The sequence below is a fragment of the Kitasatospora sp. NPDC101108 genome, assembly GCF_055584725.1.
Window position 1 is genome coordinate 170,198 of record NZ_JBVJLM010000010.1, and the last position, 23,388, is coordinate 193,585.

Here is a 23,388-nt window from a genome sequence, read left to right on the forward strand (position 1 = left end):
GGGTGCCAGGGGGCGGCGGGCGGCTGCCGGGGGGGGTTCCACCAGTGGTGTGCCCGGGCAAAGTGGTGCGCCAAGGGGCGGGCAGAGCCGAAAAAAGGGGGGGCGGTGCGGTCACGGCGGGGCCGTGTCCGCACCGCCCCTTCGGGGGTGCCGGGGTGGGGGCTAGGTCACGGCGCTGCGGCGCCGGGCGGCGCGGGCGGCGCGGCGCCCGGGGGGCGGGGTGGGATCGGCGTTCCAGGCGGCGACGGGGTTGCCGAGCCAGCGGGTGTCGCCGGGCACGTTCTCGCCGCGCATGACCAGGGAGGCGGGGCCGACCGTGGTGTTCGCGCCGAGGGAGGAGTTGAGCAGCACGATGGAGTGCGGCCCGGTGGTGGAGCCGGCGCCCAGGTGGACGGGGCCCAGGCGCATCACCCGGTCGTGGAACAGGTGGGTCTGCAGCACGGTGCCGCGGTTGACGCTGGCGCCCGCCTCGACGGTGACCAGGTCGCTCTCGGGCAGCCAGTGGGTCTCGCACCACACGCCGCGCCCGATCCTGGCGCCGAGGCTGCGCAGCCACAGGTTCAGGTAGGGGGTGCCGGTCATGGCGCCGCCGCCGAAGGGCATGGCGAGTTCCTCGACGAAGGTGTCGTAGAGCTCGTTGCGCCAGACGAAGGACGACCACAGCGGGTGCTCGGCGACGCGGAAGCGGCCGACCAGCAGCCACTTGGCGAGGGTGGCGATGGTGCAGGCGGCGATCGCGGCGGCGATCAGGACCGGGCCGGCGGCGCCCAGGGCCGCGCCGAGTCCGTAGCCGTTGCGGATCGCCTGCAGGGCGGCGAAGACCAGGTCGGCGAGCAGCGCGGCGATGATCACCGGCAGGAGCCGGCAGACCTCGACGCCGGCGCGTGCCCACATCAGGCGCTTGGGCGGGTCGTAGGTGCGGGCCTCGCCGCCGCCTTCGGCCACCCGGGGCAGGGCGAAGGCGGGCCGGCCCAGCCAGGAGGAGCCCTGGGGGGCGTGGGCGGGGGTGTCGGAGAGCACGCCGACCAGGCAGTTGTCGGGCAGCGAGCGGCCGGGGCCGACGATGCCGGAGTTGCCGACGAAGGAACGCCGTCCCACGTGGGCGCGGCCCAGGTGCAGCCAGCCGCCGCGCAGCTCGTAGGGGGCCACGAGGGTGTCGTCGGCGAGGAAGGCGCCGTCGTCGACCCGCATCAGGCCGGGCAGGGCGAGCACGGTGGAGGCCTCCACCCGGCGCCCGATCCGCGCGCCGAGCAGGCGCAGCCACACCGGGGTGAAGAGGCTGGCGTACAGGGGGAACAGGGTGCGCCGGGCGCTGTCGCTCAGGCCGCACACGGCCCAGGCGCAGAACGCGACGCCTCCGGTGGCCGGGTGGAAACCGGGACGCAGGGGCAGGGAGAACAGGCGGATCAGCAGGGCTATCAGGGCGGCGTGGCAGATGACGGTGAGCGCGGCCAGCGGCACGGTCAGCGGCAGCAGTCGCAGCAGCGCGGCGCTCAGGGTCGGCTCGGCGGCGACCATCGGGTAGGCGATGGACAGGGCGGGCAGGGCGGACAGGAGCGGCAGGAGACCGAAGAGGACCAGGGCCGCACCGTAGGCGGCGTTCCACAGGCGCTGGGGGCGGGCGGGGCCGGCGGGCCAGGCCGTGGGGGTGTCGGTGCTGGGGCGGGCCGGGGAGCCGTGCCAGTGTTCGCCCGGCGGGACGGTGCCGGTGACACACGCGCCGGGGGCGATCTGCGCCCGGGCACCGACACGGGCACCGGGCATCAAGGTGGCGCGGTGGCCGACGCTGGCGCCTTCACCGACCTCGATCCGGCCGAGCTGCAGGGTGTCGCCGTCCAGCCACCAGCCCGCGATGTCGACCTCCGGTTCCAGGCAGGCACCCGCGCCGATACGGGCCAGCCCGGTCACCGGAGGCGCGGTGTGCAGCTGCACACCCCGGCCCACGCGGCAGCCGAGCATCCGCGCGTACCGCGCGGCCCACGGGGTACCGGACAGGGAAGCGGTGGCGAACAGGGCGGTGTAGCGTTCGGCGGCCCACAACCGCAGATGGACCTGGCCGCCACGCGGATGGCTGCCCGGGCGGATACCCGCGGTGATCACACGGGCTCCGGCAGCGGCGAGCACGGTACGGCCAGGAGCACTGTAGAAAAGGACCCCGGCCGCGGCCACGGGCCACCAGGAACTGTGAGGCGCCCACAGCAGACGCGAGCCCAGGAGATTGTCGACCGCGATCAGCACGATCACCCAGCGCAGTCCGGCCAGGGCGAACAAGGCCAGCAGCATCAGACTCTGCCACACCGCGGCACTACGCGGAGTGGGACGCACCCCACGCCGCACCCGGCCCACCACCCCACCCTCCACACCCGCACCCGCACCAGCACCCGCACCAGCACCAGCACCAGCACCGGACCCGGACCCGGCGGTGGCCTGGCCGGTGGCCTGGCCGGCGGGGCCGAGGGAGTCCAGGTAGCGGGCCAGGTCGGCCAGGACCGGATGGGCGTACAGGTCCGCGACGGAAACCCCGGCATGACGCGCACGCAGATCGGACACCAGACGGGCAGCGGTGAGACTGGAACCGCCCAGGGCGAAGAAGTCGTCACCGAGACCGGGAACCGTACCCAGCAGCCGCTCCCAATGACCGGCCAGCCAGCCCGCGGTGCCCTCCAGACACCCGCCCGGACCCTGACCACCACCACCGCCACCACCGCCACCGCCACCACCGCCACCGGCACCGCCGCCACCGGCGCCACCGGCGCCACCGGCGCCACCGGCGGCGGTGGGCAGCGGCCAGGGCAGCGCACCCCGGTCGACCTTCCCGGACGTCTTGGTGGGCAGCGAGTCGACGAGAGCGAGCACGGGCACCAGCGGCGCCGGCAGGCGTTCGAGCAGCTCCCGGCGGGCGGCGGCGAGATCGGGAACCGCACCCGGCCCGGCGACCAGATAGCCGACCAGCAGGTCCGCGCCGGCCGGGGTCTTGCGCACCGCGGCCGCCGCCGCCCGCACCTGCGGCAGAGCCTGCAGAGCCGCGTCGATCTCACCCAGCTCGATCCGGCGCCCGCCGAGCTTGACCTGGTCATCCGCACGCCCTAGGAAAATCAGGCCCTCAGGGTCGTTACGGACCAGGTCACCACTGCGATACACCCGCGCACCGGCAAGCGCGGGATGAGGACCGTACTTCTCCGCGTCCTTCACAGGATCGAGATAACGCGCCGTACCGACACCACTGATCAGCAGCTCACCGCTCTCGTACCAGGGCACCGGATGACCGGCCGGGTCGACCACCGCGATCTCCCAGCCGTCCAGCGGCGCCCCGATCCGCACCGGCTCACCCGGCAGCATCCGCGCCGCGGTGGCCACCACCGTCGTCTCGGTCGGACCGTAGGTGTTCCAGAACTCCCGGCCCGGCACCGCCAGACGCTCCACCAGCTCCGCCGGACAGGCCTCACCACCGACGATGATCAGACGCACCCGCTCCAGACACTCCAGCGGCCACAACGCCAACAGCGTCGGCACCGTGGAGACCACGGTGATACCCCGCTCCACCAGCCACGGCCCCAGATCGGTACCCGCCTTGACCAGCGAACGCGGCGCCGGCACCAGACACGCACCATGACGCCAGGCCAGCCACATCTCCTCACACGACGCATCGAAAGCCACCGACAGACCCGCCAGCACACGGTCCCCAGGACCCAGCGGCTGGCGACGCAGGAACAAACGCGCCTCCGCATCCACGAACGCCGCAGCACTACGATGAGTGACCGCCACCCCCTTCGGACGGCCGGTCGTCCCCGACGTGAAAATCACCCACGCGTCATCACCCGGCCCCGGCCACGCCGGACACCCCGACGGCCGCGCCCCCGGACCCGCCACCAGCCGGCCCCCCGCCCCCACCACCGCACACACCCCGGCGTCCTGCCAGATCATCTCCGCACGCTCGTCCGGATCCTCCGCGTCCACCGGCACATACGCCGCACCACAGCGCAACACCGCCAAAACCGCCACATACAACTGCGCCGTCCCCGACGGAACACGCACCCCCACCCGGTCCCCGCACCCGATACCGTGCCCCGCCAGCACACCCGCCAACGCATCGACCTCCCGCATCAACGCGCGGTAGTCCAACACCACGTCCCCGGTATCCAACGCCGGCGCCTGCGGAAACGCCTCAGCCGTCGCGGCCAGGACATCGAGCAGACTGCGCGCAGCAGCAGGCTCGGCCACCGGCCACAACGCAGCCAGCCCGGGATGAGGACGGTGCAGCGTGCCAGGGCCGACCGTGTCGTGACGTGCGTCCATGAAAATGGGTTCCTCGGCTCCGTAAAAAAAATTTTCCACAACAGCGCGCATCGCTCACCACCACCAGCGACGCCGATGACCCCGACGTCACCACCACCACCCGGTAGACGCGCCCACACACCAGGACTCCACCAGGAACCAGCCGGATGCAGCGACAACACAGTCAAAGAAAATTCTCATCATCGATGCCGTACACGACGGCCCCGACAGACATTCGAAAGTCGTACCGCTGATCCTCCAACGATTCCACCACCCCACACCAACCCGACCACACCCACAACCCGACACCACCCACCCAACAACGATCAACACACAGCACCCGAAACGGTACCTGCCGTAACCACCCAACCACCCAACCCGAGAACCCCGCCGGCGCCCCACCCGGGGCGAACCGCCCACACCGAACCCGGCTCACGGAACCAACCTGCACGCCCCACACCCACCCGGCCACCCATACGCAGCCCTCCGGACGGCACCAACCCCCCACCCACTCAAACCCACACCCGCGCCAGACCGCCCCCACCCCGACCGCCCCCGACCCCACCCGCACCGGCCACACCGCCCCACACTCACCCGCCCACGACGGCCCGCAGCAGCAGGACGGCTTCCCACCACCCGCCCTCACCCACACGAGTGCCACACACACCCACCCCACCCACACACGAAACACACCACCCACCTGGCCCCGGCCAGGCCCAGACCCCGACCACCGGCCGCGACCCGCCGGGCACGGCCACCGGCCACCACCAGGCCCCACCGCGCGAGGGCCGCACCCAGGACACACGCCTGGCGCCCACCCTCACCCGCCCCCTAGCCCGGCCGCCACCGACCTCACCACGCCCCGGCCGCCGACCCGGCCCAGTCCCGCCACTGCAGCCCCTGGCCCGCCGCCGACCACCACGCCACCCGCCCCGGCACGGCCGGCCACCCGACCGTGGGAACAGTCGCGGCTCTGCTGGGCTGAACGGGCTACCAGCCCCACCACGGCCACACCGCAGCAGCCCGGGTAGGGCGCACAGCCGGGCACTGGACGATCCGAACGGCGGGAGCGGGCCGAACGACGGGCCGAACGGCGATCCACACCATCCACCGTCGACACCGGCAACAGCCCGCCCCCAGTCGGCGCCGCCTCCCGGCACCACCGCCCATCCCGTGCAGGCCGTCGCCCCACCGCCGCACCCGCGCGCCCTGCTGTGCACCCCGTCACGCCTTCCGCGCCCACCCCCGCCCCGCAGCATGCCCCCTGGGCCGGGCGGAAATGCAACCACCCTGTATTGAACGGGCGTCAGGGGCGGCCGGTGGCGGCGGGTCCGGGTGGTCAGTGGAGGTAGGACTCCGGGCCCACGCGTCCCCAGAGCACGAACGCCGCCAGCACGATGTACAGCACGTCGACCGCCACCAGGCCGTACTCCCGACGCCGGACACGCACCACCGCCGCACCGACCATCAGCAACACCAGCCCCAGCGCGGCCAGCGGCACGAAAACCCGCGCGACACCGAGCACGGCCGGCAGTACGAGAGCGACAGCGGCCAGCACCTCCACCCCGCCGATCGCCTTCACCCCGCCCGCGCTGAAGTCCCCCACCCAACGGCCGCTGCGCCCGGCGGCAGCGATCCTCTCCCTGGGCACGAGCACCTTGAAAGCGCCGCCGAGCAGGTAAGCGGCGGCCAGCAGCACGGTCACGATCCACAATGCGACGTTCACGACGTTTCTCCTTACGGGCAGAGCGAGTTACCGGATTCGGAGCCCGGAGGGCAGGGTTCGAAGGTCAGGGCTTGAGGGCGGGGGGCTCGGAGGGCGGGGTGCTGTCCGGCCCGGTGGCCGTCGGCGGGCTGGCGGGTGAGGACGTTGCCCCGGTGAAGGCGTTGATCACCGCGATCAGGCCCACCAGGGCGGCGAGTTGCTCCTCGTCGTCGTGCCTCGCCGCAGTTGCCACCTCGCCTCGCTCACCCCGCCCGCCGCGTCCGCGGGGCGGGTGCCCTCCTCGGCCAGGAGGAGGGTCGCCCGCTCGGCGCCGGTGAAGACCTTGCCCATCACCGGGCCGGCGAAAAGGGGGTCCGGGCGGGCTCGCATCGTGTTCTCCTCGCTACCTTGTCCGCTGGTGCCCTCTTGGACAGGGCAGCCCGGCCGCCTGTGACAGGCGCGCCGGTGTGACGCGCGCCACCCACCGCGGTGGCGCCGGAAAGGACGGGGCTGCATGACGGGACCGGCAGACGTGGCCAACGTGGCGGAGGCGGCCGGGTATCGGCCGCTGCTGTTCTCCATCGCCTACGGCATGACGGGCTCGGTCGCCGACGCCGAGGACCTCGTCCAGGACACCTTCCTCAACCTGACCCGCGCCCAGCAGGCGGGCACCACCGTCACCAACCTCAAGGCGTACCTGACCACCTCGGTCACCCGCCTGGGCATCAACCACCTCGGCTCCGCACGGATGCGGCGCGAGACCTACGCCGGCGAATGGCTGCCCGAACCGGTCGTCACCTTCGCCGAGCACCCCGGCAACGCCCCCGCCGAACACGCCGAACTCACCGACTCCCTGTCGATGGCGTTCCTCGTGATGCTGGAGGCCCTCTCCCCCGTGGAACGCGCGGTCTTCCTACTGCGCGAGGCCTTCGGCTACAGCTACCCCGACATCGCGCAGCTGACCGGCAAATCCGAGGCGAACTGCCGTCAGATCCTCACCCGCGCCAGAAAACACCTCACGGCCTGCACCACCGACACCCCGCCCACGCCCCCGGCCCGGCGAGCGCAGGGCGACGAACTGGCCCGCCGCTTCTTCGAGGCCGCCGCCGGCGGGAACCTGGACGAACTGCTCGCCATGCTCGCCCCCGACGTCGTCCTGCACGGCGACGGAGGCGGCAAGGCCCGCGCGATCGGCCGCCCGGTCACCACCTCCCTGCCGGTCGCCAAACTCATCGTCAACGCCGTCCACCGGATCACCGAACTCGGCGCCCGCCTGGTACCCGCCCGCATCAACGGCCACCCGGGCATGGTGGCCTACGACACCGAAGGACGCGTCCTCAACGTCCTCGCCCTCGACATCACCAGGGACGGCACCGTGCGCGAAATCCACGCCGTCGCCAACCCGGACAAGCTCGGCCACCTCGGCCCGGTCTCCGACCTCGGCCTGCGCACGCCCCGGGAACACCGGAGGCGGTAGGCACACGACGCCCTTCGGGTCAACCGGCGCCGCGCCCGCCGCGGGCCCGGACCCGCCACCCCCAGCCCGCCCCCACGCCCGCCCCGCGGCCCGTCCGCCGCAGGGCGGGCGTTTCTTCCCCCGGTGCTGCGACCGGCACCCTCCACCGCGACCGGAAGGCGACGCACAGGACGAACGCACGCGAAGCGGCTGGTATTACTAGGGCATGCAGGAAGAAACGGCACGCACCGCGATCGACACGTTCATCTCCGCTTTCAACGCCTCCAACGACAGCTACGTCACGGCCCTGCTCTCCCAGGCCCTCACCTCAGACGTGATCTTCTGGGGGCCCCTGGGCCGCACCGAAGGAATCGCGGCGGTCGAGCGGTTCGTGCTGGACCTCCGGCGCCACCCGGCGGGGACCGGCACGATGACGCGCTGCTCGCAGGTGGACATGCCTGACGAGTGGGCCCGGTACCGGTGGGTCTTCACCACGCCGGACGGAGGTCCCCGCCTGACGGGAACGGACGTCGTCCATCTGCGGCGCAACCTCATCGACCAGGTCATCGTCTTCGCCGGCGAGATCGAACCGTCCGCCTCCTGAGTCATCCTTCGGTCACGGTCGCCGCACCTCCGACCGCCACGGCCGCCACGGCCGCCAACCCCGCGCACCCGTACGGCCACAACACCAGACACCCGCCCTGATCAACCGCACACACCTCTGTCGAGAGTGACCTCACGGGCCGAGGGGCGAGTCGGGGGCCGGCGGGACGGCGTCGTCGGGCAGGGCGGCCAGGATCAGCGCGACGGCGGACGGCGCGCCGTCCGCCTCCCGCACCCGGCGGTCGGCGAAGGTGACCTCGTAGCGGCCCTCGCCCAGCGGCCTGGTCCTCGGCAGGTCGTGGCAGACCGGCGGCTCGGCGCGGCGGCTGAGGGTGAACCACCACATCGACCGCCCGGGCGACAGGGCCCGCAGCCGTGGCTCGGCGTGGGCGGCCTCGACGAGGTCCCGGAAGTCGGAGTCCTGCCGACGGGCGGGGCCGCGGAGCATCATCCGCCACCGGGCCGGGACGGCCTCGCCGCGCTCGTGGGCCTCGGCCAGCTCCCAGGTCCGCAGGAAGGGCCACCGCTCGGTGAGTTCGCGCACCCCGGCGCCCGCCCGTACCCAGGTGTGCATCGCGCCGGCGACCTCGGCGAGGTCCTGGGCCGAGCCGCCGGCCATGTGGATCCCGTTGGTCCAGCAGTTGAGCGCGAAGTGGCGTTCGCCGGCGCGCAGCATGCTGACGGTCGCCAGGCGGGCGCCGGCTTCCGCCTTCGCGGCCACGTGGCGCCAGCCCGGTGAGGACGTCAGCTCGACCGTGAGTTCGTGGCCCGCGCGGTCGGCCGCCGCCTGGAGGGCGTCACGCACCGAACCGGCCCGCGCCACCTCGGGGTAGAGCTGCGCGTACTCGTGCAGCGGGTCGGTGTCGTCGCCCGGCGCCGTGCCGGGGAGCCGTTGGGGTTCGGACATGCGGTCGAGTGTGCCAGAGCGGCCCGTGCCCCGGCCGGGGCCCGCAGTCGCCGACCGGCCGTCAACCGGCCGTCAACCGGCCGTCACGGGCAGGCATTCGGCGAGCAGGGCGAGGACGTCGCGCCAGGCACGCTCGGCGTGCCGCGGGTGGTGGGCGACGCCGGGCACGACGGCCTGGTCGACGGGCGGGTGGTGGAAGGCGTGCCGGGCGCCGCCGTAGACGGTCAGGCGCCAGTCGACGCCGGCGGCCTGCATCTCGGCGGCGAAGGCGTCCCGCTGGGCGGCGGGCATGATCGGGTCCTCGGATCCGACGCCCGCCCAGACCGGGCAGCGGATGTTCGCGGCTTCGCCGGGCCGGCCGGTGGTCAGGGCGTTGACGGTGCCGATCGCCTTCAGGTCGGCGCCGTCGCGCCCGAGTTCGAGGACGACGGCGCCGCCGGTGCCGTAGCCGATGGCGGCGATGCGCCCGGGGTCGGTGCGCGGCTGGGCGCGCAGCACGTCGAGCGCGGCGTGGCCGATGCCGCGCAGCCGGTCGGGGTCGGCGAGCAGGGGCAGGCAGCGTTCCAGCATGTCCTGGGGGTTGGTGAACCACCGTCCGCCGTGGAGGTCGAAGGCCAGGGCGGTGTAGCCGAGTTCGGCGAGGGCGTCGGCCCGGCGGCGCTGGAAGTCGTTCAGGCCGGTGCCCTCGGGCCCGATCAGGACGGCGGGCCGGCGGCCGGTGCCGGCCGGCAGGGCGAGGTGTCCGACCATCGTGAGGCCGTCGGCGGGGTACTCGACGGTGCGGGTGGTGACGGTGTCCATGGGTTCCGACGGTAGTGGCAACCGGACGGCGGCGGGGCCGGGCTTAGCCGTCGGCAGAAGCAGAAGCAGGAGCGGCGTGGGTGGGCGGGAGTACCCGGCCGCTCAGCGCACGGAGCAGCTTGCCCCCGAAGGTCCTGGCGGACCGGCCGGGTTCCACCTCGGCGGTCAGCGCGCCCTGGCAGTTCGCGTCGGCATGCACCGGGACCGTGGAGTCGGTGTGGTTCTGGAGGGAGACCGGCGAGGAACTCGGGCAGCAGCCGCGCCGGCGGTTCTCGTGGGGCACGCCGTTCACCACCACCCCGGTGGCCGCCTCGGCGGGTGCGGCGAGCGCGAACGTCCCGGCGGCGGCCGTCATGACGGCCCCGATGATCTGTCGGCGCATGGATGCCTCCCTGTGTCGTTCCCCTGCGCAGGATCGTGTCGGCGCCGGGCCGGATACCGCAATCCCTCGAACTGGCGACGGCAGAGCGGAAGTTGGGCGCCGCCGCAGCCCGGTAGTCGGCTGGCCGCACGGCCGCGGCGGCGGGGGCGGCCGTGCGGTAGGCCTGGGCGGAGCCGGGGTCGGTGAGCGGGGGACGTCCGCGCCCGCGCCTTCGACTGCCCGCCTGTTCGGAAGGACCCACCCGGCATGAAGCCGGTACGGCGCGCGGCCGCCGCCGTGTGCACCGTCGCCCTCGCCCCGCCCTGGCCCTGGGCGCTGCCGCCCTGCTCGCCCCGGCCGCGCACGCGACGCCACAGGCGTGCCTGGCCCACGTCGCGGCCCGGGTGGAGGTGCCCGCAGGCCTCGCCGTCGAGGCCCGCCGCCTCGTGCCCGAGCCGTACGTGCCGCCGCTGCGCGCGCAGCGAACGAATAGCGGGCGCAGCGCGCGCAGTGGGCGCAGCGGCACTCCCTGAGGGTGATCTCGGTCGGGTGTCGGCGCGGCGCCCGGCCGAACGGGGTGGGGCCTGCGGTAGTCATGTGCCGGGCCGGGCGCGACGGGTTGGTTCGCGTACCCCCGCCGGCTCTCTCGCACCCACCCTGATCGGAAGGATCCGACCATCATGAAGCTGTTCCGCCGCGCCGCTGCCGCCGGCTGCACCCTCGCCCTCGCCCTCGGTGGTGCCGTCGCTCTCGCCCCGGCCGCGAGCGCGACCGCGCAGGGCTGCTTCTACTACGTCCTGGAGAAGGCACCGAACGCCGACCAGCAGGTCGTGCAGGATGCCTGCGAGATCGGCGCGGCCGGGGGCAAGGAGGCCTTCGACGCGTGTTACCGGCTCCTGCGCGACGACTACGTGCCCGCCGTGATCGCGGCCAACGGTTGCCGCAAGGCACCCATGGAGTAGTCCGCCCGGGCGGGCACCCGGGTGCGTGGGGCGTCGGCCGGGCCGGCTTCCCGTACTCCCCGTGCCGGGGCGGGCGGTGGTTCGTTTCCTGACTGCGCGTCGATCGTTGAGCGTTGCACAAACGGTTTCGCGCAGTCTCAACGGAAAGCCACCCCATGCCCGTTCGTTCCCGGCGCGCGGCGACGGCGCCCGCCCTCGCCGTCCTGCTCCTCCTGCCGGCCACCGCGAGTGCCACCGCGAGCGCCACCGCCCGCGCGGCCACCGGCCCGGCACCCACCTACTCGCTGCGCAACGCCCGTACCGGCACCTGCCTGCACCACACCTTCGGCACCGAGCAGGTGCGGCTGGAGCCGTGCGAGGCGGTGCCCGAACAGCGCTGGGAGCTGCGGCCGGAGGGCGCCTGGGTCAACCTCGCGGCGTTCGACCCGGACAAGGACGCCGTGGGCTGCGTGGCCATCGGCGACAACTGGAGCGTGCGCTACGGGCAGTGCCGCGCCACCGAGTCCGCGTGGAGCATCACGGGCGCCGGCCGCTGCCGGGTCCGGTCGGGATCGGACCTCAACGACAACGACCTCTACCTGACCGAGACCCCGACCGGATCCCTCGGCGCCCAGCCCGGCGGCACCACGCCCTCCGCGGACTGGTTCGTCACCGAGAATCCCTGAGCTTCCCGTACGGGTGAACTTCCGTATCGGCGGGGCCGGGGAAGGGAAGCGACCCGGTCATGGGACCCCTTTCACCGCCGTCCTTCCACATGCCGTTCGAGCCCCGCCGAGGCCACCGCCCTGGTCGACGGCCTGCTCACCGCCCGGGTCGACACCCTCGCCCACGCCTCGGCGGTCGTCCCGCCCCAGGCGGTGCGCTTCACCGAGTCGCTGCAGGAGGCGCCGGCGGGCTCCTACCGGTGACACCAACTGACCGGCCGCTTCGAGCGTGCCGGCGCCGCGGCCGTCGAAAAGCCCCGGGGGCTGGGCACCTCCGCGGCCTACGCCTTCTCCTGAGCACCCGCCCGGATTCACCCCCCAACTCCCGCTTGGAGCACACCACATGACAATCTCCGTCCGCCGCACCTCGCTGGCCGCCGCCTCCTCGCTGCTGGCCGCCCTCCCCCTGCTCACCGGCGCCGCCGCCCCGGCCCGCCCGGCCCCGGCCCGCCCGGTGCCCGTCGCGCCCGTCACCGACGCCACCTGCGTCATGAACGCCCACGGCGTCTTCGCCAACGCGGTCGGTGCCGGCGCCACCAACCTGCCGCTGCCCGACACCCTGGCCATGACCGGCACCCTCTCGTGCGTGGACGCCTCCGGCGCGCCCTCGGCCACCGGCACGTTCGAGCGCACGGTCACCATGCCGGCCACCGAGTGCACAGGCGACGAACACGGCGACACCTCCACCACCACCGTCCACTGGGCCGACCTGACCACCTCCACCCTGGAGTTCACGCACACCGATGTCGTGAAGGTGAACGGCACCGCCTCACTCGTCGTCACCGGCGCCGTCACCCCCGACAGCGCCCGCTTCGCGGGCGACGCCCTCACCGCGATCGGCACCAGCAGCGGCGCCGGCTGCGGCACCCCGGCCGGCGAGACCACCCTCGACTCCACCCTCGTGCTGCGCCTGACCCACTGACCGGCCCAACTCCCCGCTCCCGCTCACGAAGGAAGACCCGACATGCCACAGCCCCAGGCCGCACCCCGGCCGGCCCCGGCCGACGCCCTCACCGCCACCCCGAAGGGCCGCGTCTACGCGATGCTCGACACCGACGGGGACGGCATCGCTTCCCGGCACGACTACTTCGTGCGCATCGAACGAGCCCGACAGGCCACCGGCCGCACCCACGACGACCCCCTGGTGATCGCCGCGCAGACCACCGGAGAGCGGGCCTGGGCCGCGATGGACGCCAACGGCGACGGCGTGATCACCTACGAGGAGTACGTCGCCTGGGTGGACGCCGACAAGTTCGACAACGTCTGCCGCTACGCCCTGGGCGCCCTGTTCGACCTCGCCGACGCCGACCAGGACGGCGCCCTGGACCGCTCCCAGTTCACGGCGCTGCGCCAGGCTCTGAACAACCGGGCGGACAACGCCGGCGCGGCGTTCGACGCCCTGGACACCGACGGCGACGGGCGCGTCAGCCGCGCCGAGTACCTGGCCGCCATCCGCGCCTACGTCACGGGCGACGGCTCGCCGATGGGCGATGCCCTGTACTGATCCCCACCAGCCCCCGGCGGGCCGTGGCATCCCCTCGTGCACCAACGACCCGCCGGGGCCACCGCAGGCCCGGGATCGGTGACCGGCAACCTCCTCGGCCTGCCCGTCGGCAACCCACTCAACCCGTGCGGGGACGCGGACTTCTCCGCTGCCGCCGACAGCCTCATCAGCATGGACCTGCCCATCACCATGCTCTCCGGGCAATAGGGGGGATCCCCAGCGCCGCACTGACCACGGACCCTACCCGAGGAATCGCGCTGCCGGGCCGGAACCGCCCGTCCCGTTCCCGCGACCGGCCGTCAGGTACAGTCGCGATCCACCGCGTTGGACCGCGGGGCCGGTTCGGGCCCGCGAGAAAGGCCCAGGGGGACACAGCACATGGTGAACCAGCCGCGACTCGTCCTGCTCACCGGCGCCGCCGGCCGGATCGGCACCAGCCTGCGGGAGTCGCTGCCCGCCTACGGGTACCGGCTGCGCTGCTTCGACCGCCTGCCGGTGCCCGGTGAACCGCAGGCGGTCACCGCCGACCTCCAGGACGCCGGCGCCCTGGCAGAGGCGATGGAAGACGTGGACGCGGTGGTGCACCTGGCCGGGATCCCGGGCGAGGCGCCGTTCGCCGACATCCTGGCCGCCAACATCGACGGCACCCACCGGGTGTACGAGACGGCCCGGGCGGCGGGGGTGCGCCGGATCGTCTACGCCAGCAGCAACCACGCGGTGGGCTTCACCGAGCGGCCCGCCGGCGGTGCGATCGTGCCGGTGGACACCCCGCAGCGCCCCGACACCTTCTACGGGCTGTCCAAGTGCTTCGGCGAGAACCTGGCCTCGCTGTACGCCGACCGGCACGGGATGGAGAGCGTCTCGCTGCGGATCGGCTCCTTCGCCGACCAGCCGCGCAGCATCCGGGCCCTGGCCACCTGGCTCAGCCCCGGCGACTGCGCCCGCCTGGTGCACGCCGCCCTCACCGGCCCGGTGAACGGGCACACCGTGGTCTACGGCATCTCCGCCAACACCCGTGCCTGGTGGGACCTTTCGACCGCCCGGGCACTCGGCTACCAACCGCAGGACGACGCCGAGCAGTACGCGGAGGAGCTGATCGCCGAGCTCGGCGACCTGCCCGCCGACGACCCCGAGTACCGCTACCTGGGCGGCCGCTTCACCCGCTGACCCATCCGCGGTCGGTGCCGCGAAGGCCTCGGCAAAGACCGGCGTCCGCCTCGTGAACCCCGGGCACCGTCGTCGCCCGAACCTCCCTGATCGTCGGCGGGCGGCGGTCGGACCACGTGCGCACGGTGCACGACCTCGCTGAGACGGCGGGGAAGCGGCTCAGCGCCTCGTCTCGTACCTGGTCAGGACCACGCCGCCGGGGAACGTCCGCGTCTCGACCAGGTTCAGGTTCACCCAGCTGTCCAGCGCGGTGAAGAACGGCGTGCCGCCGCCGACCAGGACCGGATGGGAGGCGATCATGTACTCGTCGATCAGTCCGGCGCGCATGGCCGCCCCGGCGAGCGTTGCGCCGCCGATGTGCATCGGGGCGCCGTCCTCGGCCTTGAGCCGGGTGATCTCGGCGATCGCGTCGCCGGTGACCAGGCGGGTGTTCCAGTCGACCTCGTCGATCGTCGAGGAGAACACCACCTTCGGCGTGTCCCGCCAGGTCCGCGCGAACTCGATCTCCGCCGCGGTGGCGTCGGGCTGCCGGTCCCCGGTGGGCCAGTAGGAGCTCATCGTCTCCCACAGCTTGCGCCCGTACAGCGACAGGCCGCTCGCCTTCTCCTGGTCGAGCCACCACTGGAACAGCTCGGGGCTCGGCGGTCCGCTCCAGCCGATGTCGTCGCCGGGCGCGGCGATGTAGCCGTCCAGGGTCAGGTTCATGCCGTAGACCAGTTTCCGCATGTCGCCAGCCTTCCGTCCGTGGGCGTCCGGCTCTCGACCTCGCCCCCGTGAGGGAATACCACGGGTTCAGGACCGAGCACGAGTGACAGGGCCGTGGGACAGCCGAGGACGCCGAGGCCACGCAGGATCAGGCGGGCGAGTCGGCGGGCCCCTCCTCCGGGGCCGGCGGGGCCGCACCGTGACCCGGGCGGGTTCCGCCGCCGAACGGTCCGCCTCGATCGCTTGTGACCAGTACCGGTCCACACCTGGTGCGGTGAGTAGTCGAACCAATACGGTCGGCCACGAATCACCCCCGACCGAGGCGGTAAGTCATGACTGCGGCACCCCGTATCGACGTCTCCACCTCCCTGCGCACCAGCGCGGCGGAACCGACGCCGGCCGAACTCGCCGAGCTGGCGGCGGGCATCTCCTCCGACGTCCTGTTCACCACCGAGATCGGCGCCCCCGGCAGCCGCGTGCCCGACACGACCTGGCCGCTGCCCGGCGGCGAGGCGGCCGTCTACTACGGCAACGGCCGCACCCACCTGGAGAAGCCGTTCCTGTTCGCCGACGGCTTCAACTACGGCAAGAGCGACCTGCCCGCCCTCTTCGCCCACTTCAACACCCCGTACGAGGAAGACCGCCCGGGCTTCTTCGACCAGCTCCTCGCCCGCGGCTACGACATCGTCCTGATCGGCTTCGACGAGCGCCACGCCCGCATCCAGCACAACGCCCGGGCGGCGATCGCCGCGATCCAGCAGGCCGGCGCCGAGCGCAGCGGCTCCGCACCGCTGACCGTCGGCGGCGTCAGCATGGGCGGCATCGTCACCCGCTACGCCCTCGCCAAGCTGGAGAACGAGGGCATCGACCACGAGACCGGCACCTACCTGTCCTGGGACTCCCCGCACAACGGCGCCTGGATCCCGCTGATCCTCCAGCAGATGGCGTACTTCTTCGAGAAGCTCGCCCCCGCCAAGCCCGGTCTGCCCTCCCAGGCCGACCTGATCCGCAGCCCCGCCGCCCAGCAGCTGCTGTGGGCGTGGGTGCCGGACGCCAAGTACTCCGGCGAGGTCGCCACCGCCAGCGAGCTGCGCACCGAGTTCGTGCGCGAGCTCGCCGACCTCGGCAACTTCCCGCAGCGCCCGCGCCTGCTCGGCGTCTCCAACGGCACCGGCGACGGCACCGGCCGCCCGCTGCCCGCCGGCGAGGTCGCCTTCGACTGGCAGGCCCTGATCGCCAGCGCCACCGCCCGCTTCCAGCCCGACCGGGGCACCGAGCAGCGCATCGGCGGCATGCACGTCGGCCTGGAGCTGCGCCGCTCCACCACCAGCGAGGTCCCGGCCCTGGACGGGGTGCCCGGCGGCATCCTGGACTCCTTCGGCAAGGTCGCGGACGCGATCAGGGCGAAGATCAGCGAGGAGTACCGCAGCGGCGCCTTCGTCCCGGCGGTCAGCGCCGCGGCCGTCAAGTACGACCCCGTCGTCTGGGACGTCGACCCGAACCTGGACCTCAACTCCCAGTCCCCCGAGCGCTTCCACCTGCACGAGGTCGCCTTCGACACCGAGAACACCGAGCACGGCCACGTCTCCGGCGTCCTCGTCGAGTGGATCCTCGACCGCCTGTCCTGAGCCTTCTGTGCCGGGTGCCGGGTGCCGGGTGCCGGGAGTGGGAAGTCGGCCGGTCCGACCTCCCACTCCCGGCGCCGTGTTCATGGGGCCCTCCGAACTGCCCGTACGGGCACGGACCGCTGCCCCCACGGCCCTTCCGTCCCACCACCCCGCCGGTTGACCATGGAACGTCGGCAGGAACCCGGGGGGACACACCCATGCGCACACACGACGGCGAGCGCGGGCACGGCAGCCGGGACACGGTCACCGACCACCCCGACCACCCCGACCGCACCGGGCGGGCACCCGGCCGCCGACTGCTCGTCCTGCAGGCCAGCGTGGGCAACGCGGCCGTCGTCCGGATGCTGCAGCGATCCCCCGGGCCGGCCGCCGCCGTGCAGCGCTCCACCGTCCACGACGTCCTGCGCACCGCGGGCCGCCCCCTGAGGGAGGCGACCCGCACCGAGATGGAGGCCCGCCTGGGCGCCGACTTCTCCGACGTCCGGGTCCACGACGGCCCCGCCGCCCGCGCCTCCGCCGCCGAGGTCGGCGCCCGCGCCTACACCTCCGGCAACCACGTCGTCATCGGCGAGGGCGGCGGCGACAAGCACACCCTCGCCCACGAGCTGACCCACGTCATCCAGCAGCGGCACGGCCCCGTGGCCGGTACCGACCACGGCGACGGCCTGCGGGTCAGCGACTCCTCCGACCGGTTCGAGCGCGAGGCGGAGGCCACCGCGCGCCGGGTCATGTCCGCACCCGCCCGTCCGGTTGGGCCGGACGGGCGGCAGGAGCGGACGGCCGCCTTCGGCGGGGTGGTGCAGCGCAGCGCCTCCGACGACCTGCCCCAGGCCGACGAGCCGTCAGCGGTCGTGCCCGAGCTGCCCGTCGCCCTGGTCACGCAGCTGGAGCAGGCGAAGGCCGCCACCGGGACGAGCGCGAGAGCCGTACGCCAGGCGGCGCTGGACGCGCTCCTGCGCTACGTCCTCGACCGGCTGCCGGGGGCCGTGGAGGAGGAGAACCTCGTCCTCGGCTACAAGCACTCCCGCCAGGGCGCAGGCAAGCCCATGGCCCTGACCAGCACCGGGACTTCGGGCGACAAGGTCACCATGGCGCTGTACCGGAATCTGTTCGACGACTACGGCCCCGCCGAGATCCACAGCACGCTGCGCCACGAGCTCATCCACGCGGCCCAGGCCATGCTGATGCCCGACGAGGGCGCCGCCGACGGCGCGGACCCCCACATCTACATGGACGTGCTGAGCGACACCGGCCACGAGACCTTCGCCACGCTCCAGCAGCCGATGCGGGAGATCGAGACCCACGTCTGGGAGTTGGAACACGCGGGCCGCACCGGGATCAGCAGCGGCTACCTGGGCGAGACCGTCGGCTACCTCGTGCAGTACGCGGACGAGCTGACCGCCAACCTCGCCCGGCCCGCCACCACCGAGCAGCACCTCGACTACTGGCGCGCGTACCTGGAGAACTCGGTCGCCGCACTGGGCCGGGCCGCCACCACCCCCGCCGTCACCGGACACACCGACCAGGCCCTGGCCGGGCAGATCACCGGGGCGCAGCAGCGGCTGCGGGAGGCCATCGACGCCAGGGAGCGGGCGAGCGCGCCGGCCGGGAAGCGGCCGGGGGGTCCGGGCCGGGGTTCCACGGGCACCCGCAAGCGGGGGAAGACCGAACAGTGACCACGACCAGGTCCTGATGCCCGGTCGGCGGGGTCAGTGCCCGGCGGGCGGGGTGGTGGTGCGCCGGCCGGGCAGCCAGCGGCGGGGGCGGCGGACGGTGACACGGCCGAAGCTCTTGCGGCCGATCAGCTGGATGCGCAGCCTGACCGGGGCCTGCGGGTCCGGGGTGTGATGGTTCTTCACCTGGCTGAATTCCATGGTCAGGCCGCCGGGGTCGACGGTGATGCCCGGTCCGACGATCAGGATCAGGTTGCCGCCCTTCATGTCGACGTCGATCTCCAGGGTGTCCCGGGTGATCACGGCCTGGGTGAAGTCGAGCGTCACGCTGCACCACTCGGCGGCGATCTCCAGGCGCCGGGGCGGCACCCAGGGGCCGGTGCGCTCGGTCTTGCTGTACCTCTGCTCGATCCGCAGGACGTCCTTGGGCTCGGCCGCCGTCCCGCCGAGGCCGCCCACCGGGGCCGGCAGGGGCGGCAGGTCGGCGGTGAGGTCGGTCAGTTCGTCGAGTGTGCGGGCCGACAGTGCGGCCTCCACCCGCTCGTCCAGCTCCTGCGCCGTCAGGCGGCCGTCGGCCGCCGCGACGCTCAGTGCCGCGACCACCTGGTCGCGGTCCGCGTGCGAGGCCCTCAGCGCGGGCCGCGCGCTGCGGGCGGAGCTGCTCCCGGCGGTCGCGATCTCTCCCGGCATGCTTCCCGTCCCCCAAATCCGACAAAGGGTCCACGCGCTGTGGGCCCGGGGGTTGAGGGGCTCAGCGACGCGCGGACGGCAACTTACGCTATATCGCGATACGTTATATCGCGTTACGCGTTCCCGCCAGGCCCGGGCGCTTACCCGGCATGCCGGGTGGACACGGCCGCTCCCGTACGGGCGTGCAGCTGGGCCAGGTCGTGACGGTCCTTGTCGCGCGGCGGGTAGCCGAGGTGGCACCGCACCTGGGTGGCGGCGTCGACGCAGGGGACGGTGCGGCCGCCGATGGTGCCGGTCACCGGGGCCGGGTAGCGGAACTTCCCGCCGTCCGGGAGGAGTTGGTGGCCGCCGTCGCGGGCGGAGCCGGTCACCGGGTGGAGGTCGACGGAGCGGCCGGCGCCGTCGGCCAGGGCGAGGGCGGAGGGCAGCAGGTCCCGCAGGAGGGTGGTGAACCCGGCGGCGGCCAACGCCCGCCGGGCCGCGTCGAGCTGGTCGTGCGGCAGGACCAGGTCCAGGTCGTCATGGGGACGGGTGGTGTGCCCGACCAGGGCGTCCACGCCCCAGCCGCCGTCCACCCAGGCGCTCACGCCCGCGTCCGTCAGGAGGTCCAGGACGCGGAGGACGTCGGTCTCGTTCACGAGGCGCCGTTCTTGCGGAAGCGCTTGGCCAGGGCCGGGTCCGACTCCCACCACAGGCCGGTGCCGCCCGGCTCCTCCTCGGCGGGCTCGGCAGGTTCCGTGGCCGGCGCCGCCGGGAGGGCGGAGTCGCCGACGGCCCTCAGGCGGAACAGCAGGCCGGGGACGGCCCAGAAGACGGCGCCCATCAGCAGCAGGAGCGCGAAGACGTAGTACGCGGGAACCATCGCGACGGGGGCCAGCGGCGGCACCAGGAGGGCGTACACCAGGCCGGTGCTCCGGCTGGTGACCAGGAACTCCCGGTCCTCACCGACCTCGACGCTCACCGCGTTGGAGCGGCTCCGGTCCCGGGCTGCGATCCGGACGGTGCGGGTTCCGGCGGGCACCGGGAAGCGGGCGGTGGCGCCCCGTCTGACCGTGCCGACCCGCACGCCGTCGATCACCACCCAGTAGCAGCCCCTCCGCAGGGCCACCACCGGCGATTCGGCGTGCACGACGACGGTTCCGGTCATCAACGGTCCCCCTGGATTCCGGTGATCATGGCGTGAGAGCGCGCCCATGATAGGGGACTACGGCGTCGGCCCGGCTGCCGCGCTGCAAGGTTCTCCGGGCCCGGGCCCGCCCGGTTGGTGGCGTAGCGCGGGACGGCTCCGGCTCGTGAGCAGCCGTGGTGGCGCAGCAGGTTCAGTGGTGGCGCAGCAGGTTCAGGATTCAGGACGGGGTCGAGCGCGCCCGCCGGGGTGCAGGGGGCATCCCGGGCGCACGGCGTGCCGTCGAGGCGGGCGCCGCGGTGCGCCGCTCCCGGCCCGTACGGGTGGAGCCCTCCACGAACCTCGGGGGTGCGGGGAGGGCTCCGGTGAACCCGTCCGGCGGTGGGGGCCGTTGGGCTCTGGTGGGGGCTCGTGGGCCGGTGGACCGCGCCCGCGCAGGGCGTCGCCCCCCGTCGACTCCCTGCGCGGGCGGGCGGTTCCGGTCGGCGCCGTCGGCGGGGTGACGGCCCCGCCGACGGCGGCCTCGGTGCACCCGGCCGTCAGGGGCCGGGCGCACCGGGTCGGGGGCCGCTCAGTCGGGCAGGTTCCCGTCGCCGCCCAGGTTGGCGGTGATGCGGCGCAGGACGTTGACGGTAGACACGAACTCGGCCTCGTCCACGCCCTCGTGGGCGCGGCGGTGCACGTTCAGGTTGCGTTCGCGGGCCCGCAGGCGTGCGGCCTCCCCCGCCTCGGTGAGCGACATGCCGCCCGTCGCCGCGTCCTCCAGCAGCCAGCCTCGGGAGGCGAGGTCGTCGAAGACCTCGCCGAAGTCGATGCCGAGGTCCTCGTAGCGGGCCAGGCGCACGGTCAGCGTGGTGCGGTTCCAGGCGCCCGGGGCTCCGGCGGCGTGGTTGAGCGTCCACCAGTGCGGCTGGGTGAGGCCCTCCACCGCCAGTTGTTCGCGCAGCGCTCCCACCACCCGCCGGTACACCTCGCCGGTCCAGGCGCCGATGGGCTGAGCGGCCAGGGCCTCGTGCGGGTACTCCTTGAGCGTCACGGCGACGCGCCTCCTTCTCCGTCGGATCACCGGAACGCGATCACCGTAGGACCTCAAGTCGACTTGAGGTCAAGGCGGTTCGTGCGCGGCGCCCCGATGGCCGGATGTGGTCGGTCAGGACGGCCCCCAGCGGCGTTCCGAGGCCGCGGGGGCGTTCCGAGGCCGCCGGCGGCCGTCGGCGGCCGTCGGATTCGGCGGCGTTCGGGGGTGTTCAGCGGTCTTCGGGGGCGGCCGCGGTGGCCTGGCCGAAGCCGTCGACGAACGCGGTGATCAGACGGGCGAACTCGGTGCGGTCGTGCTCGCTCCAGGTGGCCATCGCGCGGGCGAAGACGGCACGGCGGAAGCGGTGGGCGGTCTCCAACTGCCCGCGTCCGGCGGCGGTGAGGGAGAGCAGGGTGCGGCGGGCGTCGCGCGGGTCGCTGCCGCGCTCCAGCCAGCCCTCCTCGACGGTGCGCAGCACCAGGCGGCTGGCGCGGGGCTGGTCGACGCCGAGGGCGGCGGCAACGTCGGTGACGGCACACGGCCCGTCGTGGGCCTCGACGGCGTCCAGCACGCCGAACAGGGTGGGGTCGATCGCGCGGGCGCCGTCGGGCGGGGCGATGCGGCCCAGGGAGCGGCGGGTCTGGCTGCGGCGGATGGCGATCATGGCACGTTCGACGGCGGCGACGGCTTCCCGCTCGCGCGCACTGGCGTCCTGGGTCCGGTCCGGCGTCTTCTCCCGATTCGACATGCATGCTAGGTTACAACCATTGTAAAAAGACATGCATTGAGGGGGACCCGCATGCTCACCACTACCCCGTCCACCACCACCCCGTCCGCCGCCGCCCTGCCCGACGTGCGCCGCCAGCGCCCGCTCGGCTACTGGCTGCGTCACATCGACGGCGCCATCGAGCAGTCCATGGCCCGCCTGTTCGCCGCCGACGCCCTGAGCCGACGCGCCTGGCAGGTGCTCAACACCGTTGCCGGCGGGCCGCTGAGCACCGCCGACGTCGACGCGGTCATGGCCGCCTTCCTCTCCTCCGACGAACCGACCATGCGCCCCTACCTGGACGCCCTGGCCACCCGCGGCTGGATCACGGCCGACGCGCACGGCGCCCTCGCCCTCACCCACGAGGGCAGCGCCGCCCACCGGCGCATCAGCGCCCAGGTCGCCGAACTGCGCACCCGGATGACGTCCTGCGTGACACCGCAGGAGTTCACCACCCTGATGACCCTGCTCACCCGCCTGGCCGGCCACCTCGACACCCTCGCCGAGACCGACTGACCCACGACCGCGCAAGCCTCTCGGGGCTCACTTGCCGGCCGTCGCCGCGGACGCGACCGCCTCCGCGACGCCGGCCCGGTACAGGCCCATCCGGGGGTTCAGCACCCGCACCCCGCCGGGCAGCGGGAAGTTGCGGGTGTTCGCCAGAGGCATGTTGGTGCCGTCCTGGTCGACCAGCACATTGATCTCGTTGACCCCCTGGGCGGTTCCGGCGGTGGCGCCGCTGGGGTCGAGGTCGACCACCGCGTAGGCCTTCTGCCCGGCCTGGACGGTGTAGCGCGCCGTGCCGCTGGCCAGGACCGGCTTGATGTTGTTGCTGCGGTCCTGCGCGGCGGAATCGCCCAGGTCCACCGCCGGCAGGGAACTCAGACTGCAGGCCCCGCCGCCGGTGTTGCGGACCTCGATCACCCACTGGTTCGGCGCGCCCGGGCGTGCGGAGGCGCTGATCGACAGGTTCTGGATGTCACACGGACGCCCCTCCGCGGAACCGCCGCCCGACCTGCTCGCGCCGGCCTGGCCGGCCTGGCCGGACGTGGTGTGCGGGGCCGGGCGCGAGGGCGACGTGGTCGCCGGGGCGCCGCCCGCCGGGGCGCCCGCCGTGACCGGCGCGGAGGCGGACGCGGAGGCCGCCGGGGCGGGCGAGTCGGTGTTGTCTGGCCCGCAGGCGGTCAACGCCAGGCCCGCCCCGGCGACGAGGACGACGGAGGCGAGCAGCGGGCGGCGGCGGAGGACGGACATGACAGCTCCCGATCGGTACGTGTCGACTGCTGTGGACACAGGACAGGACGGCCGTTCGACCGCTTCCGGTGGCATGCACAGCG

The 23,388-nt window shown here is 73.6% G+C and carries 25 protein-coding genes; 12 read left to right on the forward strand and 13 right to left on the reverse strand.

Annotation, left to right across the window (positions count from 1 at the left end; all coding sequences use genetic code 11):
• Nucleotides 1-162 precede the first annotated feature (162 nt).
• The 3 genes from ACZ6Z8_RS22565 to ACZ6Z8_RS22575 all read right to left on the reverse strand — a co-directional run bounded on the left by ACZ6Z8_RS22565 (nucleotide 163) and on the right by ACZ6Z8_RS22575 (nucleotide 6,233).
• Nucleotides 163-4,296 carry a Pls/PosA family non-ribosomal peptide synthetase gene (locus tag ACZ6Z8_RS22565; RefSeq protein WP_465611979.1) on the reverse strand — a complete coding sequence of 1,378 codons (4,134 nt, stop codon included), beginning with the start codon at nucleotides 4,294-4,296 and terminating at the stop codon, nucleotides 163-165.
• 1,318 nt (nucleotides 4,297-5,614) lie between these two features.
• A complete protein-coding gene (locus ACZ6Z8_RS22570; protein WP_465611852.1) occupies nucleotides 5,615-6,001 on the reverse strand; it encodes a DoxX family protein in 387 nt (128 codons plus the stop codon).
• Nucleotides 6,002-6,065: 64 nt separating this feature from the next.
• Nucleotides 6,066-6,233: a hypothetical protein gene (locus tag ACZ6Z8_RS22575; protein ID WP_465611853.1), complete on the reverse strand. Its 168-nt coding sequence runs from the start codon at nucleotides 6,231-6,233 to the stop codon at nucleotides 6,066-6,068.
• 261 nt (nucleotides 6,234-6,494) lie between these two features.
• Here ACZ6Z8_RS22575 and sigJ point away from each other — a divergent pair, with 261 nt between their 5' ends.
• Both sigJ and ACZ6Z8_RS22585 read left to right on the forward strand, forming a co-directional pair.
• Nucleotides 6,495-7,457, forward strand: coding sequence for an RNA polymerase sigma factor SigJ (sigJ, locus tag ACZ6Z8_RS22580; RefSeq protein ID WP_465611854.1), 963 nt, complete (start codon nucleotides 6,495-6,497; stop codon nucleotides 7,455-7,457).
• 205 nt (nucleotides 7,458-7,662) lie between these two features.
• A complete protein-coding gene (locus ACZ6Z8_RS22585) occupies nucleotides 7,663-8,040 on the forward strand; it encodes a nuclear transport factor 2 family protein (RefSeq protein WP_465611855.1) in 378 nt (125 codons plus the stop codon).
• Nucleotides 8,041-8,172: 132 nt separating this feature from the next.
• On the opposite strand, the gene ACZ6Z8_RS22590 is transcribed toward ACZ6Z8_RS22585, so the two are convergent.
• The 3 genes from ACZ6Z8_RS22590 to ACZ6Z8_RS22600 form a co-directional block, all read right to left on the reverse strand.
• Nucleotides 8,173-8,946: a DUF6193 family natural product biosynthesis protein gene (locus ACZ6Z8_RS22590; protein WP_465611856.1), complete on the reverse strand. Its 774-nt coding sequence runs from the start codon at nucleotides 8,944-8,946 to the stop codon at nucleotides 8,173-8,175.
• A gap of 72 nt (nucleotides 8,947-9,018) precedes the next feature.
• Nucleotides 9,019-9,747, reverse strand: a complete 729-nt coding sequence (locus tag ACZ6Z8_RS22595) for a dienelactone hydrolase family protein (protein ID WP_465611857.1) — start codon at nucleotides 9,745-9,747, stop codon at nucleotides 9,019-9,021.
• A gap of 43 nt (nucleotides 9,748-9,790) precedes the next feature.
• Entirely contained in the window at nucleotides 9,791-10,129 is a 339-nt protein-coding gene (locus ACZ6Z8_RS22600; RefSeq protein WP_465611858.1) for a hypothetical protein, read from the reverse strand.
• 278 nt (nucleotides 10,130-10,407) lie between these two features.
• On the opposite strand from ACZ6Z8_RS22600, the gene ACZ6Z8_RS22605 reads away from it, so the two are divergent.
• From ACZ6Z8_RS22605 to ACZ6Z8_RS22635, 7 genes are all read left to right on the forward strand, one after another.
• A complete protein-coding gene (locus ACZ6Z8_RS22605; RefSeq protein ID WP_465611859.1) occupies nucleotides 10,408-10,641 on the forward strand; it encodes a hypothetical protein in 234 nt (77 codons plus the stop codon).
• A 147-nt stretch (nucleotides 10,642-10,788) separates the two neighbouring features.
• The gene (locus tag ACZ6Z8_RS22610) at nucleotides 10,789-11,070 is read left to right on the forward strand and encodes a hypothetical protein (RefSeq protein WP_465611860.1); all 282 of its coding nucleotides are present in this window, start codon (nucleotides 10,789-10,791) and stop codon (nucleotides 11,068-11,070) included.
• 155 nt (nucleotides 11,071-11,225) lie between these two features.
• The gene (locus ACZ6Z8_RS22615; RefSeq protein WP_465611861.1) at nucleotides 11,226-11,735 is read left to right on the forward strand and encodes a hypothetical protein; all 510 of its coding nucleotides are present in this window, start codon (nucleotides 11,226-11,228) and stop codon (nucleotides 11,733-11,735) included.
• 382 nt (nucleotides 11,736-12,117) lie between these two features.
• On the forward strand, nucleotides 12,118-12,696 hold the full coding sequence (locus ACZ6Z8_RS22620; protein ID WP_465611862.1) for a hypothetical protein: 579 nt from the start codon (nucleotides 12,118-12,120) through the stop codon (nucleotides 12,694-12,696).
• Nucleotides 12,697-12,738: 42 nt separating this feature from the next.
• Nucleotides 12,739-13,278 carry an EF-hand domain-containing protein gene (locus ACZ6Z8_RS22625; protein ID WP_465611863.1) on the forward strand — a complete coding sequence of 180 codons (540 nt, stop codon included), beginning with the start codon at nucleotides 12,739-12,741 and terminating at the stop codon, nucleotides 13,276-13,278.
• Between the two features lie 36 nt (nucleotides 13,279-13,314).
• The gene (locus tag ACZ6Z8_RS22630) at nucleotides 13,315-13,485 is read left to right on the forward strand and encodes a hypothetical protein (protein ID WP_465611864.1); all 171 of its coding nucleotides are present in this window, start codon (nucleotides 13,315-13,317) and stop codon (nucleotides 13,483-13,485) included.
• Nucleotides 13,486-13,659: 174 nt separating this feature from the next.
• On the forward strand, nucleotides 13,660-14,445 hold the full coding sequence (locus ACZ6Z8_RS22635) for an NAD-dependent epimerase/dehydratase family protein (RefSeq protein WP_465611980.1): 786 nt from the start codon (nucleotides 13,660-13,662) through the stop codon (nucleotides 14,443-14,445).
• 159 nt (nucleotides 14,446-14,604) lie between these two features.
• On the opposite strand, the gene ACZ6Z8_RS22640 is transcribed toward ACZ6Z8_RS22635, so the two are convergent.
• Nucleotides 14,605-15,171, reverse strand: coding sequence for a dihydrofolate reductase family protein (locus ACZ6Z8_RS22640; RefSeq protein ID WP_465611865.1), 567 nt, complete (start codon nucleotides 15,169-15,171; stop codon nucleotides 14,605-14,607).
• A gap of 311 nt (nucleotides 15,172-15,482) precedes the next feature.
• On the opposite strand from ACZ6Z8_RS22640, the gene ACZ6Z8_RS22645 reads away from it, so the two are divergent.
• Together ACZ6Z8_RS22645 and ACZ6Z8_RS22650 are read left to right on the forward strand one after the other, a co-directional pair.
• On the forward strand, nucleotides 15,483-16,778 hold the full coding sequence (locus tag ACZ6Z8_RS22645; protein ID WP_465611866.1) for a hypothetical protein: 1,296 nt from the start codon (nucleotides 15,483-15,485) through the stop codon (nucleotides 16,776-16,778).
• Between the two features lie 197 nt (nucleotides 16,779-16,975).
• Nucleotides 16,976-18,454: an eCIS core domain-containing protein gene (locus ACZ6Z8_RS22650; RefSeq protein WP_465611867.1), complete on the forward strand. Its 1,479-nt coding sequence runs from the start codon at nucleotides 16,976-16,978 to the stop codon at nucleotides 18,452-18,454.
• 33 nt (nucleotides 18,455-18,487) lie between these two features.
• Here ACZ6Z8_RS22650 and ACZ6Z8_RS22655 read toward each other — a convergent pair whose 3' ends face one another.
• From ACZ6Z8_RS22655 to ACZ6Z8_RS22675, 5 genes are all read right to left on the reverse strand, one after another.
• Nucleotides 18,488-19,141, reverse strand: a complete 654-nt coding sequence (locus ACZ6Z8_RS22655) for a DUF1707 SHOCT-like domain-containing protein (protein ID WP_465611868.1) — start codon at nucleotides 19,139-19,141, stop codon at nucleotides 18,488-18,490.
• A gap of 140 nt (nucleotides 19,142-19,281) precedes the next feature.
• Nucleotides 19,282-19,779, reverse strand: a complete 498-nt coding sequence (locus ACZ6Z8_RS22660) for a nucleotidyltransferase domain-containing protein (RefSeq protein ID WP_465611869.1) — start codon at nucleotides 19,777-19,779, stop codon at nucleotides 19,282-19,284.
• Entirely contained in the window at nucleotides 19,776-20,288 is a 513-nt protein-coding gene (locus ACZ6Z8_RS22665) for a hypothetical protein (protein ID WP_465611870.1), read from the reverse strand. The genes ACZ6Z8_RS22660 and ACZ6Z8_RS22665 overlap by 4 nt, the downstream gene beginning before the upstream one ends.
• A gap of 550 nt (nucleotides 20,289-20,838) precedes the next feature.
• Nucleotides 20,839-21,303, reverse strand: a complete 465-nt coding sequence (locus tag ACZ6Z8_RS22670) for a MarR family transcriptional regulator (protein WP_465611871.1) — start codon at nucleotides 21,301-21,303, stop codon at nucleotides 20,839-20,841.
• A 211-nt stretch (nucleotides 21,304-21,514) separates the two neighbouring features.
• A complete protein-coding gene (locus tag ACZ6Z8_RS22675) occupies nucleotides 21,515-22,033 on the reverse strand; it encodes a MarR family winged helix-turn-helix transcriptional regulator (RefSeq protein ID WP_465611872.1) in 519 nt (172 codons plus the stop codon).
• Nucleotides 22,034-22,084: 51 nt separating this feature from the next.
• On the opposite strand from ACZ6Z8_RS22675, the gene ACZ6Z8_RS22680 reads away from it, so the two are divergent.
• The gene (locus ACZ6Z8_RS22680) at nucleotides 22,085-22,567 is read left to right on the forward strand and encodes a hypothetical protein (protein WP_465611873.1); all 483 of its coding nucleotides are present in this window, start codon (nucleotides 22,085-22,087) and stop codon (nucleotides 22,565-22,567) included.
• A 27-nt stretch (nucleotides 22,568-22,594) separates the two neighbouring features.
• Here the strand turns inward: ACZ6Z8_RS22680 and ACZ6Z8_RS22685 are convergent, their stop codons facing one another.
• Nucleotides 22,595-23,305 (reverse strand): DUF4232 domain-containing protein, encoded by a 711-nt coding sequence (locus tag ACZ6Z8_RS22685; RefSeq protein ID WP_465611874.1) that lies wholly within the window; start codon nucleotides 23,303-23,305, stop codon nucleotides 22,595-22,597.
• Nucleotides 23,306-23,388 lie beyond the last annotated feature (83 nt).

Bases quoted from the DNA above. Each gene is read 5' to 3' on its own strand.
- ACZ6Z8_RS22655 (WP_465611868.1), bottom strand. From the start codon at position 19,141: ATGCCGGGAGAGATCGCGACCGCCGGGAGCAGCTCCGCCCGCAGCGCG.
- ACZ6Z8_RS22685 (WP_465611874.1), bottom strand. From the start codon at position 23,305: ATGTCCGTCCTCCGCCGCCGCCCGCTGCTCGCCTCCGTCGTCCTCGTC.
- ACZ6Z8_RS22585 (WP_465611855.1), top strand. From the start codon at position 7,663: ATGCAGGAAGAAACGGCACGCACCGCGATCGACACGTTCATCTCCGCT.
- ACZ6Z8_RS22595 (WP_465611857.1), bottom strand. From the start codon at position 9,747: ATGGACACCGTCACCACCCGCACCGTCGAGTACCCCGCCGACGGCCTC.
- ACZ6Z8_RS22665 (WP_465611870.1), bottom strand. From the start codon at position 20,288: ATGACCGGAACCGTCGTCGTGCACGCCGAATCGCCGGTGGTGGCCCTG.
- ACZ6Z8_RS22625 (WP_465611863.1), top strand. From the start codon at position 12,739: ATGCCACAGCCCCAGGCCGCACCCCGGCCGGCCCCGGCCGACGCCCTC.
- ACZ6Z8_RS22590 (WP_465611856.1), bottom strand. From the start codon at position 8,946: ATGTCCGAACCCCAACGGCTCCCCGGCACGGCGCCGGGCGACGACACC.
- ACZ6Z8_RS22610 (WP_465611860.1), top strand. From the start codon at position 10,789: ATGAAGCTGTTCCGCCGCGCCGCTGCCGCCGGCTGCACCCTCGCCCTC.
- ACZ6Z8_RS22620 (WP_465611862.1), top strand. From the start codon at position 12,118: ATGACAATCTCCGTCCGCCGCACCTCGCTGGCCGCCGCCTCCTCGCTG.
- ACZ6Z8_RS22600 (WP_465611858.1), bottom strand. From the start codon at position 10,129: ATGCGCCGACAGATCATCGGGGCCGTCATGACGGCCGCCGCCGGGACG.
- ACZ6Z8_RS22565 (WP_465611979.1), bottom strand. From the start codon at position 4,296: ATGGACGCACGTCACGACACGGTCGGCCCTGGCACGCTGCACCGTCCT.
- sigJ (WP_465611854.1), top strand. From the start codon at position 6,495: ATGACGGGACCGGCAGACGTGGCCAACGTGGCGGAGGCGGCCGGGTAT.
- ACZ6Z8_RS22675 (WP_465611872.1), bottom strand. From the start codon at position 22,033: ATGTCGAATCGGGAGAAGACGCCGGACCGGACCCAGGACGCCAGTGCG.
- ACZ6Z8_RS22640 (WP_465611865.1), bottom strand. From the start codon at position 15,171: ATGCGGAAACTGGTCTACGGCATGAACCTGACCCTGGACGGCTACATC.
- ACZ6Z8_RS22680 (WP_465611873.1), top strand. From the start codon at position 22,085: ATGCTCACCACTACCCCGTCCACCACCACCCCGTCCGCCGCCGCCCTG.
- ACZ6Z8_RS22645 (WP_465611866.1), top strand. From the start codon at position 15,483: ATGACTGCGGCACCCCGTATCGACGTCTCCACCTCCCTGCGCACCAGC.
- ACZ6Z8_RS22615 (WP_465611861.1), top strand. From the start codon at position 11,226: ATGCCCGTTCGTTCCCGGCGCGCGGCGACGGCGCCCGCCCTCGCCGTC.
- ACZ6Z8_RS22650 (WP_465611867.1), top strand. From the start codon at position 16,976: ATGCGCACACACGACGGCGAGCGCGGGCACGGCAGCCGGGACACGGTC.